Origin of the sequence: Rhodococcus shunpengi, from assembly GCF_048381395.1 — a bacterium.
Classification (GTDB): Bacteria; Actinomycetota; Actinomycetes; order Mycobacteriales; family Mycobacteriaceae; genus Rhodococcus.
Map to the genome: position 1 here is coordinate 19,769 of NZ_JBLWIU010000011.1, position 21,561 is coordinate 41,329.

26 protein-coding genes and 1 pseudogene are annotated in these 21,561 nt (G+C 69.4%); 11 read left to right on the top strand and 16 right to left on the bottom strand.

Annotation, left to right across the window (positions count from 1 at the left end; all coding sequences use genetic code 11):
• Window positions 1-51: 51 nt before the first annotated feature.
• A complete protein-coding gene (locus ACNJ7K_RS04300; protein ID WP_120280039.1) occupies window positions 52-348 on the bottom strand; it encodes a DUF4193 domain-containing protein in 297 nt (98 codons plus the stop codon).
• Between the two features lie 185 nt (window positions 349-533).
• Between ACNJ7K_RS04300 and ACNJ7K_RS04305 the strand changes: the two genes are divergently transcribed.
• The 7 genes from ACNJ7K_RS04305 (at window position 534) to ACNJ7K_RS04335 (ending at window position 5,370) form a co-directional block, all read left to right on the top strand.
• Window positions 534-980 carry a hypothetical protein gene (locus ACNJ7K_RS04305; protein ID WP_060650869.1) on the top strand — a complete coding sequence of 149 codons (447 nt, stop codon included), beginning with the start codon at window positions 534-536 and terminating at the stop codon, window positions 978-980.
• Between the two features lie 2 nt (window positions 981-982).
• Window positions 983-1,366, top strand: coding sequence for a VOC family protein (locus ACNJ7K_RS04310; protein ID WP_159417754.1), 384 nt, complete (start codon window positions 983-985; stop codon window positions 1,364-1,366).
• 193 nt (window positions 1,367-1,559) lie between these two features.
• Window positions 1,560-2,741, top strand: coding sequence for an inorganic phosphate transporter (locus ACNJ7K_RS04315; protein WP_487041269.1), 1,182 nt, complete (start codon window positions 1,560-1,562; stop codon window positions 2,739-2,741).
• Window positions 2,738-2,998: a hypothetical protein gene (locus ACNJ7K_RS04320; RefSeq protein WP_060650701.1), complete on the top strand. Its 261-nt coding sequence runs from the start codon at window positions 2,738-2,740 to the stop codon at window positions 2,996-2,998. The genes ACNJ7K_RS04315 and ACNJ7K_RS04320 overlap by 4 nt, the downstream gene beginning before the upstream one ends.
• 12 nt (window positions 2,999-3,010) lie before the next feature.
• Window positions 3,011-3,310 carry a DUF3349 domain-containing protein gene (locus tag ACNJ7K_RS04325; RefSeq protein WP_120280042.1) on the top strand — a complete coding sequence of 100 codons (300 nt, stop codon included), beginning with the start codon at window positions 3,011-3,013 and terminating at the stop codon, window positions 3,308-3,310.
• Window positions 3,283-4,452, top strand: a complete 1,170-nt coding sequence (menE, locus tag ACNJ7K_RS04330) for an o-succinylbenzoate--CoA ligase (protein WP_487041270.1) — start codon at window positions 3,283-3,285, stop codon at window positions 4,450-4,452. The genes ACNJ7K_RS04325 and menE overlap by 28 nt, the downstream gene beginning before the upstream one ends.
• A 48-nt stretch (window positions 4,453-4,500) precedes the next feature.
• A complete protein-coding gene (locus ACNJ7K_RS04335; protein ID WP_006552316.1) occupies window positions 4,501-5,370 on the top strand; it encodes a 1,4-dihydroxy-2-naphthoate polyprenyltransferase in 870 nt (289 codons plus the stop codon).
• A 42-nt stretch (window positions 5,371-5,412) separates the two neighbouring features.
• On the opposite strand, the gene ACNJ7K_RS04340 is transcribed toward ACNJ7K_RS04335, so the two are convergent.
• Complete coding sequence (locus ACNJ7K_RS04340) at window positions 5,413-5,802, bottom strand: phage holin family protein (protein ID WP_120280045.1); 390 nt, start codon at window positions 5,800-5,802, stop codon at window positions 5,413-5,415.
• A 111-nt stretch (window positions 5,803-5,913) separates the two neighbouring features.
• On the opposite strand from ACNJ7K_RS04340, the gene ACNJ7K_RS04345 reads away from it, so the two are divergent.
• Window positions 5,914-6,900 carry a hypothetical protein gene (locus ACNJ7K_RS04345; RefSeq protein WP_268654298.1) on the top strand — a complete coding sequence of 329 codons (987 nt, stop codon included), beginning with the start codon at window positions 5,914-5,916 and terminating at the stop codon, window positions 6,898-6,900.
• Between the two features lie 12 nt (window positions 6,901-6,912).
• Here the strand turns inward: ACNJ7K_RS04345 and ACNJ7K_RS04350 are convergent, their stop codons facing one another.
• From ACNJ7K_RS04350 to ACNJ7K_RS04365, 4 genes are all read right to left on the bottom strand, one after another.
• Complete coding sequence (locus ACNJ7K_RS04350) at window positions 6,913-7,476, bottom strand: Clp protease N-terminal domain-containing protein (RefSeq protein WP_268654300.1); 564 nt, start codon at window positions 7,474-7,476, stop codon at window positions 6,913-6,915.
• A 5-nt stretch (window positions 7,477-7,481) separates the two neighbouring features.
• Entirely contained in the window at window positions 7,482-7,697 is a 216-nt protein-coding gene (locus tag ACNJ7K_RS04355) for a helix-turn-helix domain-containing protein (RefSeq protein ID WP_016694332.1), read from the bottom strand.
• Between the two features lie 77 nt (window positions 7,698-7,774).
• A complete protein-coding gene (gene cds1, locus ACNJ7K_RS04360) occupies window positions 7,775-8,872 on the bottom strand; it encodes an L-cysteine desulfhydrase Cds1 (protein ID WP_268654301.1) in 1,098 nt (365 codons plus the stop codon).
• Window positions 8,869-9,252 carry a DUF4229 domain-containing protein gene (locus tag ACNJ7K_RS04365; protein ID WP_120280049.1) on the bottom strand — a complete coding sequence of 128 codons (384 nt, stop codon included), beginning with the start codon at window positions 9,250-9,252 and terminating at the stop codon, window positions 8,869-8,871. Before ACNJ7K_RS04365 ends, cds1 begins: the two co-directional genes overlap by 4 nt.
• Window positions 9,253-9,460: 208 nt before the next feature.
• On the opposite strand from ACNJ7K_RS04365, the gene ACNJ7K_RS04370 reads away from it, so the two are divergent.
• Window positions 9,461-9,670 (top strand): BldC family transcriptional regulator, encoded by a 210-nt coding sequence (locus tag ACNJ7K_RS04370; protein ID WP_006552323.1) that lies wholly within the window; start codon window positions 9,461-9,463, stop codon window positions 9,668-9,670.
• Window positions 9,671-9,860: 190 nt separating this feature from the next.
• Entirely contained in the window at window positions 9,861-10,061 is a 201-nt protein-coding gene (locus tag ACNJ7K_RS04375) for a hypothetical protein (RefSeq protein ID WP_120283578.1), read from the top strand.
• 26 nt (window positions 10,062-10,087) lie between these two features.
• Here the strand turns inward: ACNJ7K_RS04375 and ACNJ7K_RS04380 are convergent, their stop codons facing one another.
• From ACNJ7K_RS04380 to hemL, 7 genes and pseudogenes are all read right to left on the bottom strand, one after another.
• Window positions 10,088-11,233, bottom strand: coding sequence for a MinD/ParA family ATP-binding protein (locus tag ACNJ7K_RS04380; RefSeq protein WP_487041271.1), 1,146 nt, complete (start codon window positions 11,231-11,233; stop codon window positions 10,088-10,090).
• Window positions 11,175-12,092 (bottom strand): annotated as a pseudogene (gene ccsB, locus ACNJ7K_RS04385) (c-type cytochrome biogenesis protein CcsB); the annotation flags it as partial. The gene ACNJ7K_RS04380 and the pseudogene ccsB, both read right to left, overlap by 59 nt.
• Complete coding sequence (resB, locus tag ACNJ7K_RS04390) at window positions 12,092-13,759, bottom strand: cytochrome c biogenesis protein ResB (RefSeq protein WP_159417747.1); 1,668 nt, start codon at window positions 13,757-13,759, stop codon at window positions 12,092-12,094. The gene resB and the pseudogene ccsB, both read right to left, overlap by 1 nt.
• On the bottom strand, window positions 13,756-14,574 hold the full coding sequence (locus ACNJ7K_RS04395; protein ID WP_060650691.1) for a cytochrome c biogenesis CcdA family protein: 819 nt from the start codon (window positions 14,572-14,574) through the stop codon (window positions 13,756-13,758). Before ACNJ7K_RS04395 ends, resB begins: the two co-directional genes overlap by 4 nt.
• A 2-nt stretch (window positions 14,575-14,576) precedes the next feature.
• Entirely contained in the window at window positions 14,577-15,182 is a 606-nt protein-coding gene (locus tag ACNJ7K_RS04400; protein ID WP_120280053.1) for a TlpA disulfide reductase family protein, read from the bottom strand.
• Complete coding sequence (locus tag ACNJ7K_RS04405; protein WP_060650690.1) at window positions 15,179-15,829, bottom strand: histidine phosphatase family protein; 651 nt, start codon at window positions 15,827-15,829, stop codon at window positions 15,179-15,181. The genes ACNJ7K_RS04400 and ACNJ7K_RS04405 overlap by 4 nt, the downstream gene beginning before the upstream one ends.
• 61 nt (window positions 15,830-15,890) lie before the next feature.
• On the bottom strand, window positions 15,891-17,216 hold the full coding sequence (gene hemL, locus ACNJ7K_RS04410) for a glutamate-1-semialdehyde 2,1-aminomutase (RefSeq protein ID WP_487041272.1): 1,326 nt from the start codon (window positions 17,214-17,216) through the stop codon (window positions 15,891-15,893).
• Window positions 17,217-17,342: 126 nt separating this feature from the next.
• Here hemL and ACNJ7K_RS04415 point away from each other — a divergent pair, with 126 nt between their 5' ends.
• Window positions 17,343-19,289, top strand: coding sequence for an acyl-CoA dehydrogenase family protein (locus ACNJ7K_RS04415; protein ID WP_487041273.1), 1,947 nt, complete (start codon window positions 17,343-17,345; stop codon window positions 19,287-19,289).
• Here the strand turns inward: ACNJ7K_RS04415 and ACNJ7K_RS04420 are convergent.
• The 3 genes from ACNJ7K_RS04420 to hemB all read right to left on the bottom strand — a co-directional run bounded on the left by ACNJ7K_RS04420 (window position 19,271) and on the right by hemB (window position 21,533).
• Complete coding sequence (locus tag ACNJ7K_RS04420) at window positions 19,271-19,759, bottom strand: hypothetical protein (RefSeq protein WP_120283580.1); 489 nt, start codon at window positions 19,757-19,759, stop codon at window positions 19,271-19,273. The genes ACNJ7K_RS04415 and ACNJ7K_RS04420 overlap by 19 nt on opposite strands.
• Before the next feature lie 266 nt (window positions 19,760-20,025).
• On the bottom strand, window positions 20,026-20,559 hold the full coding sequence (locus tag ACNJ7K_RS04425) for a hypothetical protein (protein ID WP_230791071.1): 534 nt from the start codon (window positions 20,557-20,559) through the stop codon (window positions 20,026-20,028).
• Complete coding sequence (hemB, locus tag ACNJ7K_RS04430; RefSeq protein ID WP_120283582.1) at window positions 20,556-21,533, bottom strand: porphobilinogen synthase; 978 nt, start codon at window positions 21,531-21,533, stop codon at window positions 20,556-20,558. The genes ACNJ7K_RS04425 and hemB overlap by 4 nt, the downstream gene beginning before the upstream one ends.
• Window positions 21,534-21,561: the final 28 nt, after the last annotated feature.

Genomic DNA, 21,561 nt, shown 5'->3' on the forward strand with positions numbered 1-21,561 from the left:
AGCAGGTGCAAGGCCCGGTTCGCCGCGCAAGGAGGGTCGTCGGACGGAAGGTCAGACGCAGTCGCGGCAGTAGGCCTGCTCGCCGTCGCCCGTCGCGCGACGGCTGTGGTGCTGGACGAGGAAGCAGCCCATGCAGGTGAACTCGTCCGACTGCTTCGGCAGGACCTGGACCGAGAGCTCCTCCGCGGACAGTGCCGAGAGGTCGGCGCCGGGCAGGTCGAGGGTCTCGAGGATCTCGCCCTCGTCGGTGTCGGCGGCCGCGATGGGCTTGATGTCCAGCTCGTCCAGGGCAGTGCCACCGCCGCCCAGGATGTCGGTGGTGCGGGGAGCGTCGTAGTCGGTCGCCATGGCAGTTCTCCTCACTCGTTGTCGGCGGTGCCGCGCAGCCGCGGGTCACGGCTGCATCGGACCCGCTGTGGCAGGCCGGCGCTGTCATGGGCACCGTTGCCGTCAGTAATGTCCCACCGGAAGCTTCGTCAAACACATATGTCCAGTTACGGTCGAACCGTGTGCTCTCGGGCACACTGTGGGACATGACCGATCGCCAGAGTCCGCGAACCGCCCATACCCGCCCGGAAGGCGTCTCCGACGCCACTGTGAAAGCGACCGGCAAATTGTCCGAGGCTCTCGAGACCGTCGAGCAGGCGCGGGGCCATCTCTATGCCTTCCATCAGCTGATGGGTCGCGCCGATCTGCTCACCGGCGACGCCGAGGAGTTGTTCCGCGAGGCCGGGCACGACGAGATCGCCGAGCGTCTCGGCACCGAGATCATCGGACGCAACATCGCCGAGGGTCGCTGGACCTTCCAGCTCGTCGAGGAGTTCGACGACGGCTACTGGTCGGACTTCCGCACTTTCGAGAAGCAGGTGCGCGACGAACTCGTGCAGGGCCGACGTCACCTTTTCGAAGCCGAGATGAAGGAATCGCGGCGCACACACGGCCGCCGCCATCACGAGGCCTGCCCGGCCGAGGAGCAGTGACGGTGGAGATCCTCAGCAGCCGCACCATCCTCCGTCCGCGCGACCACGAGGCCGCCCTCGAGTTCTACGGCTCGACGCTGGGACTGGCGATCGCCCGCGAGTATCCCGGCGGAACCGTCTTCTTCGCGGGGCAGTCGCTCATCGAGATCGCCGCGCACGGCCGATCCGACGACAGCGACGAGGTGTTCCACGGCGCCCTGTGGCTCCAGGTGCGCGACGTCTACGACGCCGAGGCCGAACTGGCGCTGAAGGGCGTGCGCATCGTCCGGGGCGCGAAGCAGGAGCCGTGGGGACTGCACGAGCTGTGGATCGCCGATCCCGACGGGATTCCGATCGTCCTGGTGCAGATCCCCGAGGACCATCCCTTGCGGCGCGACCTCCGTTGACGAACGGAGATACCCGGGCACGGCCGGAGGCAGTCGCGCGGCGCCGGTGATCTTGCACACAAGCCGCGCGGTCTGCTCTGCACTCCGCTCATGGTCGGAGTCCGAAAGAACCGGTCGGGCGTCACGGCGAGACGCAGAATTCACACCCCCGTCGCTGTACATTCACCTGCCCGCTACCCCACAATCGACAGACGTGACCGCAGAGTTCGTCGTGCTCCTGGTGGTGGTCGTCACTGCCCTCGCATTCGATTTCACCAACGGCTTCCACGACACCGGCAATGCCATGGCGACATCCATCGCCACCGGCGCCCTCAAACCCAAGACCGCGGTCACTTTGTCCGCGACCCTCAACCTCGTCGGCGCCTTCCTGTCCGTGGAAGTCGCCGCCACCGTCGCGAAGGGTGTCGTCGACCTCGACACCGTCGGCGGTACCGATCTGTTGCTCATCGTCTTCGCCGGCTTGGTCGGAGCGATCCTCTGGAACATCGCAACCTGGCTGTTCGGCCTGCCGTCCAGTTCGTCGCATGCCCTGTTCGGTGGCCTGGTCGGCGCGGCGCTCGCGTCGATCGGCGTCCAGGGCGTCGTGTGGGACGGAGTGCTGGGCAAGGTCCTGCTTCCCGCCGTGCTCGCGCCCGTCATCGCGGCGCTGGTGTCCACGGTGGGCATCTGGTCGATGCACCGCCTGACCCGGTCCGTCTCCACCGAGCACCGCGATCGCGGCTTCCGGATGGGCCAGATCGGCACCGCATCCCTGATGTCGCTCGCCCACGGCACCAACGACGCACAGAAGACCATGGGCGTGATCTTCCTGGCCCTCGTCGCCCACGGCACCATCACCGCCGACACCGAAATGCCGTTCTGGGTGAAGGTCGCCTGTGCCGTCGCGATCGCCCTCGGCACCTATCTCGGTGGCTGGCGCATCATCCGCACGCTGGGCAAGGGCCTCGTCGAGATCGCCCCGCCGCAGGGCCTGGCCGCCGAGTCGTCGTCGGCCGCCATCATCCTCACCTCGAGCCATTTCGGTCTGCCGCTGTCGACCACGCACGTCGCCACGGGATCGATCCTCGGCACGGGACTGGGCACCAAGGGCGCCGAGGTGCGCTGGTCGGTGGCACGTCGGATGGTCGTCGCGTGGGTCATCACCCTGCCGTGCGCCGCGGTCGTCGGAGCGATCTGCTGGGCGCTCGCCCACCTCATCGGCGGCATGTCCGGCGTGCTCGTCGTGTTCGCGATCCTGTGCGCCCTGGCCCTGCTCATGTGGCTGCGCTCGCGCCGGCAGCCCGTCGACGCCTCCAACGTCACCGCCGACTGGGACGACAAGCTCGCCCCGGCACCGGGTACCTCCGAAACGGTCGGCGGGGAAGGACGCTCGTGAACCTGTTGACGCACACCCTCGACTCCCTGTGGCAGGTCGTTCTCGTGGGCCTGCTGCTGGGCGCCGGCCTGCCCTCCCTGTTCGCCCTGGGAGTCCGCGCACTCGACACCGGTCGCGGCAGCGACGGCACACCGAATCCGGTGGCACGGACCGCCGCGGTGCTGTGCTTCGCCGTGGTCGCCTGCGCGATCCTGGCGGGAATTCTCCTGCTGGCGTCCGACTTCCTCGCCGGAACGTTCGGCATCGACATCTTCTGATCGGAGTGACGGGTGGCCCTCCCGCCGTTTCTCGCTTCCATCGTCGAGTGGCTCCGTGCCGGTTACCCCGAAGGGGTGCCGGAACAGGACTACGTACCCCTTTTCGCACTTCTCGCGCGGCGCCTGTCCGACGAGGAGGTCGCCCAGGTCGCCGACACTCTGATCGAGGACGGTGACCTCTCGATCAACCGCATCGACATCGCGGTCCTGATCAGCAAGATCACCAACAACATGCCGTCGCCCGACGACGTGGACCGGGTCCGCCGCCAGCTCGAGGCGGGCGGATGGGACACGACACAATACGATCTGTGACCACACTCGCGCTTCTTCCCGTCCCCGCCGGGTCCGCCGTCCGCTCCGTGCTGCCCGCCCTGCAGCGCATGCTCGACGGTGACGGACCGGCACTGCTCCCCGTCCCCGCCGGGGACGAGCGGGAGACGCTCCGGCTCACCAGCGCGCTGAGCCCCGGCGAACCCGTCGCGGACGGTGTGGGACTGGTGGTCGCGACCTCCGGCACGACCGGGACCCCCAAGGGCGCCCTGCTCTCCGCGCAGGCGCTGCGCGCGAGCGGCGACGCCACCCACACCCGGCTGGGCGGGACGGGCTCGTGGCTGCTCACCCTGCCCGCCCATCACATCGCGGGCATGCAGGTCCTGCTGCGCAGCCTGCTCTCCGGAACCGAACCCGTCGTCGTCGACGTGTCCGCCGGTTTCGACCCCGCGGATCTGCCGGCGGCGGTGGACGCCATGCCGGGCCCCCGCCGGTACAGCTCGATGGTCCCCACCCAGCTGATCAAGGCCCTCGACCATCCCGACGCCACCGCGGCGCTCGCCCGTCTCGACGCGATCCTGCTCGGTGGGGCCGCGACTCCCGTGCCGGTCCTCGACCGCGCCCGCGCGAGCGGCATCACCGTCGTGCGCACCTACGGCATGAGCGAGACCTGCGGCGGCTGCGTCTACGACGGCGTGCCGCTCGACGGGGTACACGTGCGCGTCGACGGCGACTCGCGAGTGTGGCTCGGCGGCGCCACGCTCGCCTCGGGCTACCGCAACCTGCCCGAGCATCCCGCCTTCGCCGAACCCGGCTGGTTCCGCACCGACGACGCGGGCACGCTCGACGACGGGATCCTGCGCATCCTGGGACGGCTCGACGAGGCCATCTCGACCGGTGGACTCACCGTCGTCCCGCAGGTGGTCGAGGCCGTACTCGTCGAGCACCCGGCCGTTCGGGAGGTCGCGGTGGTGGGTCTGCCCGACGCCCGGCTCGGTCAGCGCGTCGCGGCGGTCGTCGTGCCCGTACCCGGCGCGACGCCGACGCTCGCCGAACTCCGCGACCACGTCGAGGCCACGCTCGATCCCACTGCTGCGCCGCGTGAGCTGCAGGTCGTCGACGCGTTGCCGCTGCGTGGACCGGGCAAGGTGGATCGCCGCGCCCTCGTCTCGCGCTTCTCCTGACGGGGTGCGCACGACGCGGCAGGCAGCCCCGGGTGCGAAGATCGATCCATGGCAACGGCTGGTCAATGGCTCGAAGGCGCTCGTCCGCGCACCCTCCCCAACGCGATCGCACCCGTCCTGGCAGGCACGGGCGCTGCGGCGTGGCTCGGTGAGGCCGTGTGGTGGAAGGCGCTGCTGGCACTGGTCGTCGCGCTGGGCCTGATCATCGGCGTGAACTTCGCCAACGACTACTCCGACGGCATCCGCGGCACCGACGACGAGCGGGTCGGCCCGATGCGGCTGGTCGGTTCGGGGGCGGCGAGCCCCGGCGCCGTCAAGCGCGCGGCGTTCGTGTGCTTCGGCATCGCGGCCGTCGCGGGACTCGCTCTCGCCGTCACGACCGCCTGGTGGCTCGTGCTCGTGGGCGCGGTCTGCATCGCCGGGGCCTGGTACTACACCGGCGGGAAGAATCCGTACGGCTACAGCGGCTTCGGGGAGATCGGCGTCTTCGTCTTCTTCGGGCTGGTCGCGGTGCTCGGCACCCAGTTCGTGCAGGCCGGTCGCGTCGACTGGGTGGGTCTGGCCTGCGCGGTCGCCGTCGGCTCGATCTCGACGGCCGTGCTGGTGACGAACAATCTCCGCGACATCGCGACCGACGCGGAGACCGGCAAGCGGACTCTGGCAGTCAAGCTGGGCGACCCGAGGACCCGCACGCTGCACCTGGTGCTGGTCGTGGTGCCGTTCGTGATGTCGCTCGTGCTGGTCGCGGCGACGCCGTGGGCGCTCGCCGGCTTCCTCGCCGCACCGTTCGCGGTCCGCGCGCACAAGCCGGTGCGGGCCGGTGCCCTCGGGCTCGCGCTGATCCCGGCGCTCAGCGATTCGGGTGTCGCGATGCTCGTGTGGGCGGTGGCCACCGCGCCCGCGTTGGCCTTCGGCTGACCATGACGCGGGCGCGGCGGAACCGGTCGCGGGCGGACGGGCTCAGTCGCGGTCCGGGACGACCAGGCCGAGGATGAAGTTGACGATCGCGATGATCACGCCGCCCCACAGGGCCGCCCAGAAACCGTCGATCGTGAGGCCGTACTCGGTGAAGCCGCTCAGCCACGCGGTGAGCATGAGCATCAGCGCGTTGACGACGAGCAGGAACAGCCCGAGGGTGAGGATCACCAACGGCAGCGACAGCAGCTTCACCAGCGGCTTCACGAGTGCGTTGACGACGGTGAAGATGGCGGCCAGCACGACGAGCGAGATGACTTTGCGGGTCGTGTCGGAGGTGCCCGCGGGATCGGTGAAGTCGATTCCGTCGACGAGCTCGACCGCGAGCCACAGACCGACCGCGTTGATGATCAACCGCAGTATCAGAGAAATCATGGTGCCACTGTGGCACACGGAACCCGGTCTCGTAACGGGCAAATCGGACTCCTCCGATGTCGCCCCTCCCCCTCAGGGGCCTCTCAGCGACGGACGGTAGCGTCGGCCGGCGTGCGTTCACGTCTTCTCCCCCTGTTTCTCGCTGTAGCCGGACTGCTCCTCGTGGGCACGGGTTCGGTCTTCGCCTGGCTCGACCGCCCCGAGACGACGGTCGCAACCGTCGCGGAAGAGCCGAGTCCCTCGGCGGACGGCGTCGACAAGGCGCGGAGCAATCTGCAGCGGGCCGGACTGCCGCTGTCGGTGCTCGACGGCGGGGTCGGGCAGTTGACGGAGGGCAGCACCCAGCTCGACGACGGTGCCCACCAGCTCTCGGACGGCCTCCGGCAGGCCCGTGACGGTGGGGAGCAGCTCGCCGACGGCCTCGGGCAACTCGACGGCGGTGTCGACATGCTCGGCGACGGTGCTCGCCAGGTGAGCGGTGGCGTCGACGAGGTGGTCGACCGTCTCTCCGGTTTCGGGGAGATGCAGGGCGACGTCACGGCGCGGCTCACGGCCGTCGCCGACACGCTCGGCGCGTCCGCGGATCCGGTCTCGCAGGGCGCGGCCGGCCAGTTGCGCGGACTCGTCGAGACCCTCGACACGCAGGGCCTCGGGCCGGACACCCTCGATCAGCTCGGGCAGTTGCGCGACGGTGCACGGCAGCTCGCCTACGAACTCACCGATCCGAACGCGCAGTTCGTCGCGGGCATGGCGCAGGCCGCCGACGGCTCGCGACAGCTCCGCGACGGCCTCGTTCTCCTCGACGACGGTGGCCGGGCCCTGACGGACGGCACCGGACAGCTGGTCGACGGCGTCGGGCCGGTGGCCGATGTCGTGGGTGGCATCGCCGACAACGTCCGGTCGGCCACCGAAGCGCTGCCGCGCACCGCGCCGGCTGCTCCGGACACGCAGGCAGCGGAAGCCGTGGCCACGTCGGATCGTCAGTGGTGGCCGTTCGCGACGATCGCGGCCGGCACGCTGCTGCTCGTCGCGGCGGCGGTCGTCCCGCTCGTCGCCGGGCGCCCACTCGCCGTCGCTCCCGCACAGCCGACCCGGTAGCCGCCCGAAGGATCAGGCTGCGGCGTCGAGGTGGCCGTTCAGGCGCTGACGGAGCTGCTCGCGCGGCACGTGTGCTTCCACGAGGGCTCCGGTCGCCGGGTCGTCGCTGCGCAGCAGTCCGAGCAGGATGTGCTCGGGGCGGATGACCCGTTCGCGGCGTGCGACCGCCTCCCGCAGCGCGAGCTCGAGCGATTTCTTCGCTGCCCGGTCGAACGGGATGTGACCGAGGCGGTTCGCGATGCCCCGCCGATCGGTGCTCTTCCCGTCGAGCACCCCCTTGCCGAAGGCGGCTTCGAGACGGCTCCGGACCTCGTCGAGATCGATCCCGATCGCTTCGAGCGCCGCGGCGTCCTCGTCACCGAGCGGGGCGTCGGCGGTGCGAGCGGCCCGGTCGGAGCGGAGCCCGTCGACCGTGAGACCTTCCTCCGCGAGCAGGACCCGCAGCGGTTCGTCCGCGGCGACAGCGGCCCCGATGAGCAGGTGCGATGCCTCGACCCGGGGATCGCGCACCCGGATCGCCTCCTGTTGCGCTGCAACGACGGCGGATCTGGCACCGTCGGCGAATCGTTCGAACATGACGATCACCTGCGCTTCCGATTGTGCTTCTGATGGACCGCCTGGCGGCTGACGCCGAGTTCGTCGGCGATGGCCTGCCAGGACCAACCCCGCTCGCGGGCATTCGCGACCTGGACCTCCTCGAGCCGTTCCAGCAGCCGGCGCAGGGCACGCACGGCGCGCAGGCCCACTGCGGGATCGGAGCTCGCGGCGGCAGCGGCGAGGGTGGTGGCTTCACTCATGTTGTCAATATAGGTTGACACCGAGAGCGCGTCAACGAAAATTGACAGAAACGGAATCTGCGCAGGTGGTGAAGGCTCTACCGGGGCCAGCCGCCGGTGGTCGCGAACTTCTCCAGCACCGCGAGCGGCCCGGTGAGGTCCATCCCCTCCGCAGCGACCCACTCGTCGGAGAAATAGGTGTCGGCGTAGCGCTCGCCGCCATCGCACAGCAGCGTCACGACGCTGCCCTCCCGGCCCTCCGCGAGCATCTCGGCGATCAGGCCGAAGGCTCCCCAGAGGTTCGTGCCGGTCGAGCCGCCCACCTGACGTCCGAGCGCGGTACTCGCGTGCCGCATGGCGGCGATGGACGCCGCGTCGGGCACCCGCACCATCCGGTCGACGACCTCGGGCACGAAGGACGGCTCGATGCGCGGACGCCCGATCCCCTCGATGCGCGAGGGCATGCCGGTCGCGTAGTCGGCCGATCCCGTCTCGAACCCGCCGAAGAACGCCGAGTTCTCCGGGTCGACGACGGCCAGCCGCGTCCGGTGACGGCGATAGCGGATGTAGCGGCCGAGGGTCGCGCTCGTGCCGCCGGTCCCGGCGCCGACGACGATCCACTCCGGCACGGGATGACGCTCGAGACGCATCTGCGAGTAGATGCTCTCGGCGATGTTGTTGTTGCCCCGCCAGTCGGTGACCCGCTCGGCGTTCGTGAACTGGTCCATGAAGCAGCCGCCGAGCTCGTCGGCGAGCCGCTGCGCCTCGGTGTAGATCTCGGGTGGGCGGTCGATGTAATGGCACCGGCCGCCCTGGGCCTCGATGAGCGCGACCTTCGCCGGCGAGGTGCGGCGCGGTACGACGGCCACGAAGTCGAGGCCGAGGAGTCGCGCGAAGTACGCCTCACTGACCGCGGTGGACCCGGACGACGCCTCGATGATCGGGGTCCCTTCACGGATCCAGCCGTTGCACAGGGCGTAGAGGAACAGTGAGCGCGCAAGACGGTGCTTGAGGCTGCCCGTGATGTGCGTCGACTCGTCCTTCAAGTACAGGTCGATGCCCCAATCCGCGGGGAGCGGGTAGCGGAGCAGGTGGGTGTCGGCGCTGCGCTGGGCGTCGGCCTCGATGAGCCGGACCGCGTTGTCGACCCAGTCCCGGGGTGCACTGCGGTCGACGACCGCGCCGGTCGCCGTCACCGCCCGTTCTCGCCGCGCATGCGCTTCTCGAGGTCGGCGCGTTCGGTGCGCCGACGCTCGTCGACCGCGGCGATGCCCTCGTTGACGCGACGCCGCAGCGACGCGAAGAGCACGAGCGAGACGGGCAGGGCGATGAGCACGGCGAACAGGGCCGCGACGAGGAGGGGGATTTCCACCCCGAATGCCCGAGGAACGTAGAGAATGAGCAGGGTGAGCACGACCACGAGGGCGAGTCGCGCCACCGAGTACAACGCGACGTCCCGGATCAGGGACCCGGTCCCCGCCTGACCGCCGGCGGCCGTGGCGCCCTCACCGTGAGGGTGTGGAGTGCGCTGGGAGGGGGTATCCGAGGGTTCGTTCCGGCGTTCGTCGTTCACCACTCCAGGTTAACCGGCGGCCCGGACGACGAGCCCCGCGACGATTTCCGGAAGTCGGACATCCGTCCGTTTTGTCTATTACTTCCGCTTTACCAACCGTAGACCGTTCGAGCAACCAGGGGTATCGGTGCCACCATGGGCTTGGACATCCCGATCGAACAACTCGATCGCGTCGAACAACACGATCACGACAACCGGGAGGACATTCGCAATGAGCGCACCCACTTTCAACGGCGCGAAGGAATCCCTGCTGACCCCGGGCCAGGTGGCGGCACTGTTCCATGTGGATCCCAAGACCGTCACCCGGTGGGCCCACGCCGGCCGATTGGGCTCGCTGCGGACCCCCGGTGGCCATCGCCGCTTCCGTGAGTCCGAGGTCCTGGCGCTTCTCCGCTCCCTCACGACCGAAGCGACGCGCTGATCCGAGACAGCAGAATCCGCACTTCCGGCGTGCACCTGCCGGACCCCGGCCGACCACCCGCGGAGCCCACGTGCCGGACCGGGTTCCGCCCACCTAGAATGTGGACGAACCGGTCTGCGGTCGCCGCGGCCCGGAGGTGCACGGCGAGGGCACGTCCTCGTCCGGCACCGCCACGGTCAGGAGGTGCAACGTGCTCTATTTGTTGGCACTCATCGGTGCGGTGACACTCGCCGTCCTGCTGTGGAAGGCGTACGGTCCCACATCTCGTCCGCCGAGCCGCGTGATGGGTCCGGACGACGATCCCGACTTCCTGTGGAAGGTCGATCGCGAGGTGCACCGCCGCCGCAGTGGCGACGGCACCGGCGAGTCCGATCAGGAGCAGGGCGACTGACCGTGCGCGTCACGCCGAGCGGTCTGTCACCGCGCGGCGAAACCGTCGGCGATATCCGCGGCGAGTCCGAGCAGGGCGCGCCGCGTACCCGACTGCAATCGGTCCAGATCGATCTCCGCCCCCTCTTCGAGGTGGGGATCGAAGGGTAGGACGTGGACCGCGCGGCACCGCTGTTCGAAGTGCCGCACCACGAGGTCGAGATCGACCTTGCCCGACCTCGGCCGCACCGCGTTGACGACGGCCACCGACCGCTCGACGAGTTCGCGATAGCCGTGCGCGTCGAGCCAGTCGAGCGTGGCCGACGCGCTGCGGGCGCCGTCGACCGAACCGGAACTGATGACGACCAGCGTGTCGGCATTCTCGAGGATCGCGCTCATAGCGGAGTGCATGAGCCCGGTCCCGCAATCGGTGAGCACGATGCTGTAGAACCGTTCGAGCAGACCCAGCGTCCGTTCGTAGTCGTCGGCGCTGAAGGCCTCCGAGACCGCCGGATCGGTGTCCGAGGCGAGCACCTCGAGACGATGCGTGTTCTGCGAGGTGTAGGCGCGCACGTCCGCGTAGGTCTCGAGAAGCTCCTGATCGCGCAGCAGCGTGCGCACCGTGGCCGGCGTCTGTTCGGCCACCTTCTGACTCAACGTCCCGCGGTCCGGATTCGCGTCGACCGCGACGATCCGATCGCCACGCAGCTCCGCGAAGGTCGAGCCGAGCGTGACCGTGGTGGTCGTCTTGCCCACCCCGCCCTTGAGACTCAGCAGGGCGATCCGATGGCAGCCGTGCAGCGGTGCACGCACCCGCTCGGCCGTTTCCTCCTTGCGCTGCTGCCGGGAACTCTCCCCCACGTGGACCCGACCACCGGTCGCCCGGTAGACGACCCGCCGCCAGCCCTTCCGCGGCGGCGCGGCGACTGGGCGTACCAGCAGCGACGAGTCCAGCGCCGTCGCGTCCAATGCGTGTCCGTCGAGCCCCGACGAACCGTTACCGGCCTCATCCACCGCGTTCCCCCCGTCGACTGTCACGGACGACGGCGCGACGATAGCAGCCTCAGTTGAGCCCGGCGTACGAGTGCAGGCCCGAGACGACCATGTTGATGATGAACAGGTTGAACAGCATCGCGACGAAACCGGCGATGTTGATCCAGGCCGCGCGGGTGTTGCGCCAACCGGAGGTCGCACGTGCGTGCAGGTAGGCGGCGTAGACGACCCACGTGATGAACGAGACCGTCTCCTTGGGATCCCAGCCCCAGAAGCGTCCCCAGGCCGCCTCGGCCCAGATGGCACCGAGGATGATGCCGGCACCGAACAGCGGGAAACCGATGATCGTGGTGCGGTAGGCGAGCCGGTCGAGGGTCTGGGCGTCGGGCAGACGCTCGGCGAGCGCCGCGAACACGCCGCTGCGCTCCTCACCCTTGGGGAAGCGGATGCGCAGCAGGAACAGCAGGCTCGCGACACCCGAGACGAGGAAGATGCCGCTGCCGACGCTGATGATCGTCACGTGGATCGGCAGCCAGAACGAGCGCAGTGCGGGAACCACGGGAGCGGCGTCGGCGTAGAGCACGGTCGCCGCGAGGAACATGAGGATCAGGACGGGGACCAGCAGGTACACCCACATGGTCCGGTAGGCCGGCTTGCGCAGGACGATCAGGCCGAAGACCACGGCGGCGGCGCACGCCATCGCGACGAACTCGTACATGTTGCCGAGGGGGAACCGCTCGGTGGCCAGGCCGCGCAGCACGATCGAGGCGACCTGCAGTCCGGCGACCACGACGACGAGCGCGCGGCCCATGTTGCCGAGGCGCTGCGACAGGGCGCGCTTCGGCGCCTCCTCGACACGACCCGGGCCGGCGGTGCGGTCGACGGTGCCGGAGGCCGCTCGGCGGCCGGCGGCGACGAGTTCGCGTTCCCGCTCGGCCACGACGTCGGCGCGGTGGGTCGCATATTCGGCGACGAGCAGCACCAGCGCCAGCACGAGCACCGCGAACGCCGATTCGAAGGCCCAGTCGCTGTACCGCGCCAGGGTGTCGTTCTCTGTCATCAGTTCTTCTTCTCCTGTGCCGCCGGGGCGGAGGGTGCATCGTCACCGAGAAGACGCTCGACCAGTCGGTCGAACTCGTCTCCCCATCCGGCCTGATCGGTCCGTGCGAGACCACCGAGTTCTACTACGGTTCGTCGTTCACCGTCGTTCACTGTACCGCTCGGGTACGCACGCGCCCACACTCTGCGTCGCTTGACCAGCAGCGACACGAGCAGACCGGCCATCATCGCGATCGCCGCGACGAGCACCCACTGCTGCGCCGGGTCGTGCGAGACCTGCAGGTTGACGAAGTCGGTGGCCTTGTCGAACCGCACCTCGGTGCCGTCGGCGAGCGTCACGCTCTCCCCCGGACGCAGGTTCACGCGGTCCTGCTTCACGAGACGGCCCTGGTTGATCAGTTCCTTGTTGAGCGAGAACAGCGACTGTGGGCTGCCGGTGTCGAGACCGGAGTCGCCCTTGTAGACGTCGATGGCGACGGCGGGGTCCATCATCGACGGGAAGATCGATGTGAGCAGTGTGCCGTGGAAGGACGCCGTCGGCGCGAACAGTCCCTCGAGCGCGATCTGGTTCTTCCGGCGCTCGTCGGCGTCGGGGTACATGCCGCCGGGCGGGTCGAAGCGCATGGCGCCGCTGCTGAGGAAGGTCGTCGCGTCGTCGGGTGCCCACTGCAACGTCTCGGTGCGGGTCTCGCCGTTCGGCCAGGTGACCGTGAAGGTCGGGGCATAACCGTGACCCTGCAGGTACACGCGATCGCTACCGACCCGCAGTGGATGGTTGACCTTCAACTGCGCGTCGCGCCAGGTGTTCGTGACGAGGTCGTCGCCGTACTGGTACTCGATGTCGGAGGTGAACATCTCGGCCTGACCGTTGTCGAGATAGTCGGCGACGAAGGTGTTCACCCGCACGCACATGGGGTTCAGGCCGGTGCCGTCGAGCGTGCTGCCGGCGCGGAACGAGTCGAAGGAGGCGGGCGAGGTGGTGCAGAACTCCTCGCCGTTCGCGACGAGGATGCGCTGCCCCTCGTAACCGAAGAGCTTGCCGGCGGCGACGGCGACGAGCAGCCCCACGAGAGAGATGTGGAAGACCAGGTTGCCGGCCTCGCGCAGATAACCCTTCTCGGCGGACAGGGTCACCTCGCCGTCACGCCCGCGGGCACCGCCCTCGCGGCGCACGACCTTCCACCCGCGCAGCTCCTTCTGGATGCGGTCGAGGGCGTCGGCGGGGGCCTCGGCCACGGTCGTCTGCGTGTGGTGCGGCAGGCGCTGCAGGTTGCGCGGCGCGGGGACCGGCGGGGTGCGCAGGGCGTGGAAGTGCTCGACGCAGCGCGGCAGGATGCAGCCGACCAGCGAGACGAACAGCAGCACGTAGACGGCGGTGAACCAGAAGCTGCCGAAGACGTCGAACAGTTCGAACCGGTCCATGATCGGTCCGAGCGTCGGGCGGGCCGCGATGTACTCCTCGACCTTCTGGGTGTTGAGGCTGCGCTGCGGCAGGAGTGCGCCCGGGATCGCGGCGAGCGCGAGCAGGAACAGCAGGACCAGCGCGGTCCGCATCGACGTCAGGCCGCGCCAGGTGTTCCGCACGAAGGCCGTGGCACGTCCGAGCGCGCCCTGTCGCGGCGGCGGCGACGGCTGTGGTGCGGGGGTCGGGGTGTGTGTCGCGGTCATACGGGCAGAGTCACTTCCGAGATGAACGAGTCACGGACCCAGGACACGAACAGGTCCCACGCACCGGTGACGAGAGCGATGCCGACGGCCATGAGCATCAGGCCACCGACGATTTGCACGGTCCGCGCGTGGGTGCGCAACCAGCCCACCCCGCGCAGCGCCCGCGCCGAACCGAGCGCGAGCACGACGAACGGCAACCCGAGGCCGAGGCAGTAGGCGACGATCAGCGTCACCCCGCGTGCCGCGGTGGTGCCCTCGGTGCCCGCCGCGAGCGAGATGACGCCGGCGAGGGTGGGGCCGAGGCACGGGGTCCACCCGAGCGCGAAGACCGCGCCGAGCAGCGGGGCTCCCGCGAGGTTCGAGATGCGCCGGGGCGCCGGACGCGTGTCGCGCTGTAGGGCCGGGATGAGACCGATGAAGACCAGGCCCATCACGATGGTGACGACACCGCCGATCCGCATGAGCAGTTCTCGGTTCACGGCGAGCGCGGAGATCGCCCCGAACACCGAGGCCGTCGCGAGGACGAACACGACGGTGAATCCGAGGACGAACAGCCCGGCGGCACCGGCCACCCGGAGGCGGCCGTCGCTGCGGACGGTCGTGGTGCGGGCACCGGCCTGCTCGGCGGTGACGGCGGGGGCCTCGGCTCCCACCACTCCGGCGAGATAGGACAGATAGCCGGGAACGAGCGGCACGACGCACGGCGATGCGAAGGAGACGAGACCGGCGAGCAGGCACGCACCCATCGCCAGCAGCAGCGGACCCGAGAGGGCCGCGTTCTGGAAGGTCTCCCCGACACCCGACGCAAGGATCACTGTTACTGCTCCGAATCCGGTTCCGCCGCGACCCGCTCGACGACCGGTTGCAGGTCGTCGGCGAGCAGTTCGGTCAGATAGACCGCAGCCACGCGGTGCTCCCGGTCGAGGACGACCGTCGTCGGCACGACCGAGGTCGGGTAGTTCCGGCCGAGGGCGAGCAGCGAACGCATCGGCGGGTCGTAGATCGACGGGTAGCCGATCTGCTGGTCGGTGACGAAGTCCTGGGCCTTGTCGCGTTGGTTGTCGCGGACGTTGATGCCGAGGAACTGCACACCGAGGTCCTTGGTGGCCTCGTAGACCTTTTCGAGATCGTCGGCTTCGCTGCGGCAGGGGGCGCACCACTGGCCCCACACGTTGAGCACGACGACCTGGCCCTCGTAGTCGTCGAGGGAGATGGTCTCGCCCTCGTTCATGAGGTCCTCGCCGGTGAGTTCACCGAGGGTGCCCCGGTCGGCCGGGGGGTCGTAGAAGATGCGGGTCTGCCCGCCGGGCGAGACGAAGTCGAACGTTCCCCCGGTGGCGACGGCGTCGTCCCCGGTGGCGCAGGAGGTGAGAAGGACGGCACCGCAGATCGCGGCGACCGTCGCCCGGAACACCTTTCTCATGCGCCGTGGACGTTCGGGTCGGAGGCGCCGGCCGGCTCGGAGTAGACCAGGTCGACGAGGGTGTCGCCCTCGTAGACCAGGGAGGTCAGCGAGGCGAGGCTGCACTGGCGGCGACGCGGGTCGTGCCACAGTCGCTCGCCCTCGAGGAAGCGGCGCAGCGTCCACACCGGGAGCTGGTGGCTCACGCACACCGCTTCCCGTCCCACTGCGGCCACGCGGGCCGCGTTGACGGCGGCGAGCATGCGGTGGGCGATCTGCAGGTAGGGCTCGCCCCAGGAGGGGGTGAACGGATCGCGCAGTTTCCACCAGTGGCGCGGGCGGCTGAGCGCACCGTCACCGACCGAGACCTTCAGGCCCTCGAAGTCGTTGGCCGCCTCGATGAGGTTCTCGTCGGTGCGGATCTGCAGCCCGTGCTTCTCCGCGATCGGAGCGGCCGTCTGCTGGGCCCGTTCGAGCGGGGACGCGACCACGTGAGCGATGTCGTGGTCGGCGAGTGACGCCGCGACCGCCCGTGCCTGGGCCTCACCGGTCACCGACAGCTTGAAGCCGGACAGGCGACCGTAGAGGATTCCGGAGGGGTTGTGGACCTCTCCGTGGCGGAGCACGTGCACGATCGTGCGGGTCTCGGACGGGGCGGCGTCGGTCACGTCGATGTTCCTCGAGGGGTGTGGGAGGGGCGGGTCGGGCTGGGCAGGCAGAAGAGCGGTGTTACGGCGCGGTCGCCGCGGCGGCCGCGCGAGCGGCGTGCGGCAGCGCGTCGGCGATCCGCGAGAACGCGTCGTCGTCGAGCACGGACGAGACGAACCACGTCTCGAAGGCGCTCGGGGGCGCGTAGACGCCGCGCTCGAGCAGCGCGTGGAAGAAGGCCGGGAAGCGCCAGGTCTGCGCGGCCTTGGCCTGCTCGTAGTTCGTCACCGGCTCGTCGGTGAAGAAGACGCTCAGCAGCGTGCCGGCGTTCTGGACGCGGTGCGGCACCCCTTCGGCGGCGAGTGCATCGCCGAGCAGACGCCCGAGGGTCTCGGCGTTGCGGTCCAGTGCGGCGTAGACCTCGGCGTCGGCGGCACGCAGGCTCGCGAGCCCGGCGGCGACGGCGACGGGATTACCGGACAGGGTGCCGGCCTGGTAGACCGGTCCGCTCGGGGCGAGATGGGCCATGACGTCGGCGCGACCACCGAAGGCCGCGGCGGGCAGACCACCGCTCATGACCTTGCCGAAGGTCATCAGGTCTCCGGAGACCCCGTCGATGCCGTGCCAGCCGGTCGGGCTCGCGCGGAAGCCGGTCATCACCTCGTCCATGATCAGCAGCGCGCCGTGCTCACGGGTGAGTTCACGCAGGCCCTCGTTGAAGCCGGGCACCGGCGGGACGGTGCCCATGTTGCCGGCGGCAGCCTCGGTGATGACCGCAGCGATCTCGCCGGGGTTCGCCTCGAAGGCGGCACGCACGGCGGCGAGGTCGTTGTAGGGGACGACGATGGTGTCGCCCGCCTGGGCGCCCGTGACGCCGGGCGAGGTGGGCAGACCGAAGGTGGCGACGCCGGAACCGGCGTCGGCGAGCAGCGCGTCGACGTGACCGTGATAACAGCCCGCGAACTTCACGATCTTCGACCGTCCGGTGAATCCGCGCGCGAGACGGACGGCGCTCATCGTCGCCTCGGTGCCGGAGTTGACGAGCCGGACCTGCTCGACGGGTGCGATGCGGGCGACGATCTCCTCGGCGAGTTCGACCTCACCCTCGGTGGGGGCACCGAACGACAGACCCGCCACGGCGGTGGATCGGACGGCCTCGACGACCGCCGGATGCGCGTGCCCGAGAATCATCGGACCCCAGGAACACACCAGGTCGACGTAGGTTTTTCCGTCGACGTCGGTGAGCAGCGGACCCGATCCCGATGCGAAGAAAGGAGGATTGCCGCCGACCGATCCGAACGCGCGGACCGGAGAGTTGACGCCCCCCGGTGTCACCTTCGATGCCCGGTGGAAGAGTGCGGCGGATCGAGTGTCGTGGGTGGACGAAGCATCGGGGGTCGCAGTCACGACTTCCAGTGTCCGTAGTTTCGCGGGATTTGCCAAAAACAGCGGTCCCCAAACCTCCTGTGTTTTTTCTCCCTTACCAGGAAAAAGGGACACCGTGAGTGACTTGTCGCACCTATCGTCTGAGGCATGCCGACGACAGCCGAACACCTGCGCATCGCACTCGACGGTGCGTGGCACGAAGCCCGCGAACGCGCCCGCAAGGATCTCGCGCACGAGAAGTTCGCGCCGCACTACACTCCCGAGACCGCCAAGGCCCGCGCCATCACGCTCGAGCAGATGCGCATCCTCGCCGAGCACGGCTACGCCGCGTCGGGTTTCTCCGTCGAGTCCGGTGGCACGGGCGACGCGGGCGGTGCGGTCGCCTCCATCGAGATGCTCGCGATGTCCGACCTGTCGCTGATGGTCAAGGCCGGCGTGCAGTGGGGCCTGTTCGGCGGTGCCGTCGAGAACCTCGGCACCGAGCGGCATCACGAGAAGTACGTCAAGCGGCTCATCGATCTCGACGTGCTGGGTTGCTTCGCGATGACCGAGACGGGTCACGGCAGCGACGTGCAGTCGCTCGAGACCACGGCGACCTACGATCCGGACACCCAGGAGTTCGTGATCCACTCCCCCACCCCGTCGTCCCGCAAGGACTACATCGGGGGCGCGGCGCAGCACGCCCGGTTCGCGGCCGTCTTCGCGCAGCTCGTCACGCAGGGTGAGACGCACGGCGTGCACTGTTTCGTCGTCCCGATCCGCGACGAGAACGGCAACGACCTGCCGGGTGTGACGACCTCCGACTGCGGTTACAAGGGCGGCCTGCCGGGTGTCGACAACGGCCGCATCGTCTTCGACCAGGTGCGCATCCCCCGGGAGAACCTGCTCAACAAGTACGCGGACGTCGAACCGGACGGCACCTACGCCTCGGACATCGACAACCCGAGCCGACGGTTCTTCACGATGCTCGGCACGCTGGTCCGCGGGCGCATCACCGTCGGCGGCTCGGCGGGTGCGGCGGCGCGGGTCGCGCTCAGCATCGCCACTCGCTACGCCGAGAAGCGTCGCCAGTTCGACGCCCCCGGACGCGACGGCGAGGTGCCGATCATGGACTATCTCGTCCACCAGCGGCGCCTGCTCCCGCTGATCGCCCGCTCGTACGCGCTCGGTTTCGCCCAGAACGAGCTGCTCACCACGATGCACCGGCTGCAGTCGACGTCGTTGCAGGAACTCGACGCGCAGGAACAGCGCGAACTCGAGGGCCGCGCGGCCGGTCTCAAGGTCGCCAACACCTGGCACGCGTCGCGAGCGATCCAGGAGTGCCGCGAGGCGTGCGGTGGTGCCGGCTACATGGCCGAGAACCGGCTGACGGCGCTGCGCGCGGACGTCGACGTGTTCACGACCTTCGAGGGCGACAACCACGTCCTGACCCAGCTGGTCGCGAAGGAACTGCTCACGGCCTACGCCGACGAGGTGCAGGGCATGAGCCCGGTGGAGTGGATGCGCTTCGCCGCGACCACCATCTCCGACATCGTCAAGAAGCGCACCGCAGCGCAGCAGATCATCCAGACGATCGTCGACACCCGCCAGGACAACGAGGAGGACGGCAGCCTCTTCGACCGCGGCACCCAGGTGACGATGTTCGAGGACCGGGAGCAGTACCTGCTGTCCACTGCGGCCCGGCGCCTGCAGGCCGCGATGAAGCGCGAGGACAACCCGTTCGACGCCTTCAACTTCGTGCAGGACCACGTTCTGCACGCCGCCCGCGCGCACATCGACCGGGTCGTGCTCGAGGCGTTCGTCGCCGCGATCGAGGACTGCAAGGACGAAACCGCCCGCGACCTGCTGTCGGAGCTGTGCGATCTCTACGCGCTGACGATCATCGACGAGGACAAGGCGTGGTTCATGGAGCACCGCCTGCTGTCGGTCGAACGCGCCAAGGCCGTCACGCGCGGGATCAACGAGCGGTGCCGCAGCCTGCGTCCGCACGCGCTGACTCTCGTGGACGGGCTGGGTGTGCCCGACTACCTGCTCGGCTCGGCCATGCTCGAACGTGAGGGAGCGGTCGTCCCGCCTCAGGACGTCGCGGTCTGACCGGGGTCGCCGACGAGCTCGCCGAGCCGTGCTCGCAGCTCGTCGGCGTCCTTCGCCCACGCCCGCACGAACGTTCCTCCGATGAGCCGCAGTCCGACGGGTTTGCGGCCGCGCGGCACATCCGCCAGCTCGCCGAGGCTCCGGGCGGTCTCCCAGCGTTCCGGATCGCGCCGGTCGTCCGGTGGCGGCGGCAGCACCGCCTCGATCTCGGCGACCGGCAGTTCCTCGGTGCCCTGCCGCAGGACCGTGGAGGTGAGCTCGACGCTGACGTGCCGACGAGCAGCCACGACCATCACGTAGGAGAAACCGGCGAGCACGATCGCGATGATCGGCAGCGCGACCCAGTGCACGACAGGGCCGGTGAGCAGTTCGACGACGAGGGCCACGACGCAGACCAGCGGGCCGATGGCGACCGTGCGCCGGCGCGCTCCGGGTTCGTGGAACAGCGGCCCGGCCGGGTCGGTACCCATCGGATCGGTGCCCATCGGATCAGGGATCGCCGGATCGGGGACCGTCGGGTCGGTCAAGCGGCGAACGCGCCGGGGATCACCAGTAGCACGGTGGTCACCAGGCCGAGGAGGGCGATGAGAGCGATCAACACCAATTCGCGACGGCGCCCATAGGGCCGCGGTTCCACCTGCATGACGTCCTTTTCGCTCGACGGGAAGGGCCTTGCGGCCCACATGGTGAGCCCACCGTACTCTTCCGTCGCGCCGGACGAAACCGAGTGGTACGTCTATTCTTCCGGCAGTCGCAGGAAGAAGCGATTGGCATCCCGCCGGTGCATCAGCACGATCGCTCCGACGGTCGCGACGGCTTGCAGAATGCCCACCACACCGAGTATCCAGCCCGCCCCGCCCTCCCCGACGCCCACACCGAAGACGGTGGGCAGCGTCGACAGCGACATGAACACCCCGAGCAGGGTCAGCAGCATCCGGGCCCAGTTCTTGGCCTTCAACAGCTGCCTGACCACCAGATACAGCAGTCCGACGATCACCAGGCCGATGCCGGCGGTCAGCGCCACCAGCACCGGTACCGCCGACTCGAGTTGCTCCGTGCTGACACCCTCGACGGCCTGATCGGCGGCCATCGTGGTCATGAGATCGAGCAGTTCGTCGCGTCGGCTCAGCAGGTCGGCGAGACTTGCCGCCAAACTCACGACGGCGAGAGCGAGTACCCCGCACCACAATTGGTAGGCCGTCGTGACGTCTCCGGGAACGGGACGATTCGCCGCGGGGCCGGGCCCGACAGGAGGCGCGGGGAAGCTCATGACAGGCGACCCGCGACCTCGGCGGCCCAGTAGGTGAGGACGACGTCCGCACCGGCTCGCCGGATGCCGACCAGCGATTCGAGGATCGCCGCATCGCGATCGATCCAGCCCTTCTGCGCGGCCGCGGTGATCATCGAGTACTCCCCCGAGATCTGGTAGGCGGCCACCGGGACGGGCGAGCGGTCGGCGACCTCGCGCAGCACGTCGAGATACGACATCGCCGGCTTGACCATCACCATGTCGGCGCCCTCGGCGAGGTCGAGATCCACCTCGTGCAGCGACTCGCGACGGTTCGCCGGATCCTGCTGGTAGGTGCGGCGATCTCCCTCGAGGGACGAGCCGACGGCGTCGCGGAAGGGACCGTAGAACGCCGAGGCGTACTTCGCGGAGTAGGCGAGCTGACCGACCTCGGTGTGCCCCGCCTCGTCGAGCGCGGACCGGATGAAACCGATCTGGCCGTCCATCATGCCGCTCGGGCCGAGCAGGTGCGCCCCGGCCTCGGCCTGCGCGACGGCCATCTCGGCGTAACGCTCGAGGGTCGCGTCGTTGTCGACGATGCCGGTGTCGGTGAGCACACCGCAGTGGCCGTGATCGGTGAACTCGTCGAGGCAGGTGTCGGCCATGATCACCGTGGAGTCGCCGAGTTCGCTGCGCAGCGACCGCAGCGCGCGGTTGAGCACACCGTCGGGATCGCTCGCCGCGGAACCGCGGGCGTCCTTGTCCTCGGGGCGGGGCACACCGAAGAGCATCAGGCCGCCGACACCGGCGGACACGGCCTCGGCCGCGGCCTTGCGCAGCGAATCGGCGGTGTGCTGGTACACCCCGGGCATCGACGCGATCTCGCGCGGCTCGTCGAGGCCGTCGGCCACGAACATGGGGAGCACGAGGTGGCGGGGTTCGAGGGAGGTTTCTGCCACGAGCCGTCGGATGGCGGGTGTGCTGCGCAGCCGGCGGGGACGGATGTCGGGAAACATGGGGAGAACACCTTCCATACGGGTCGTG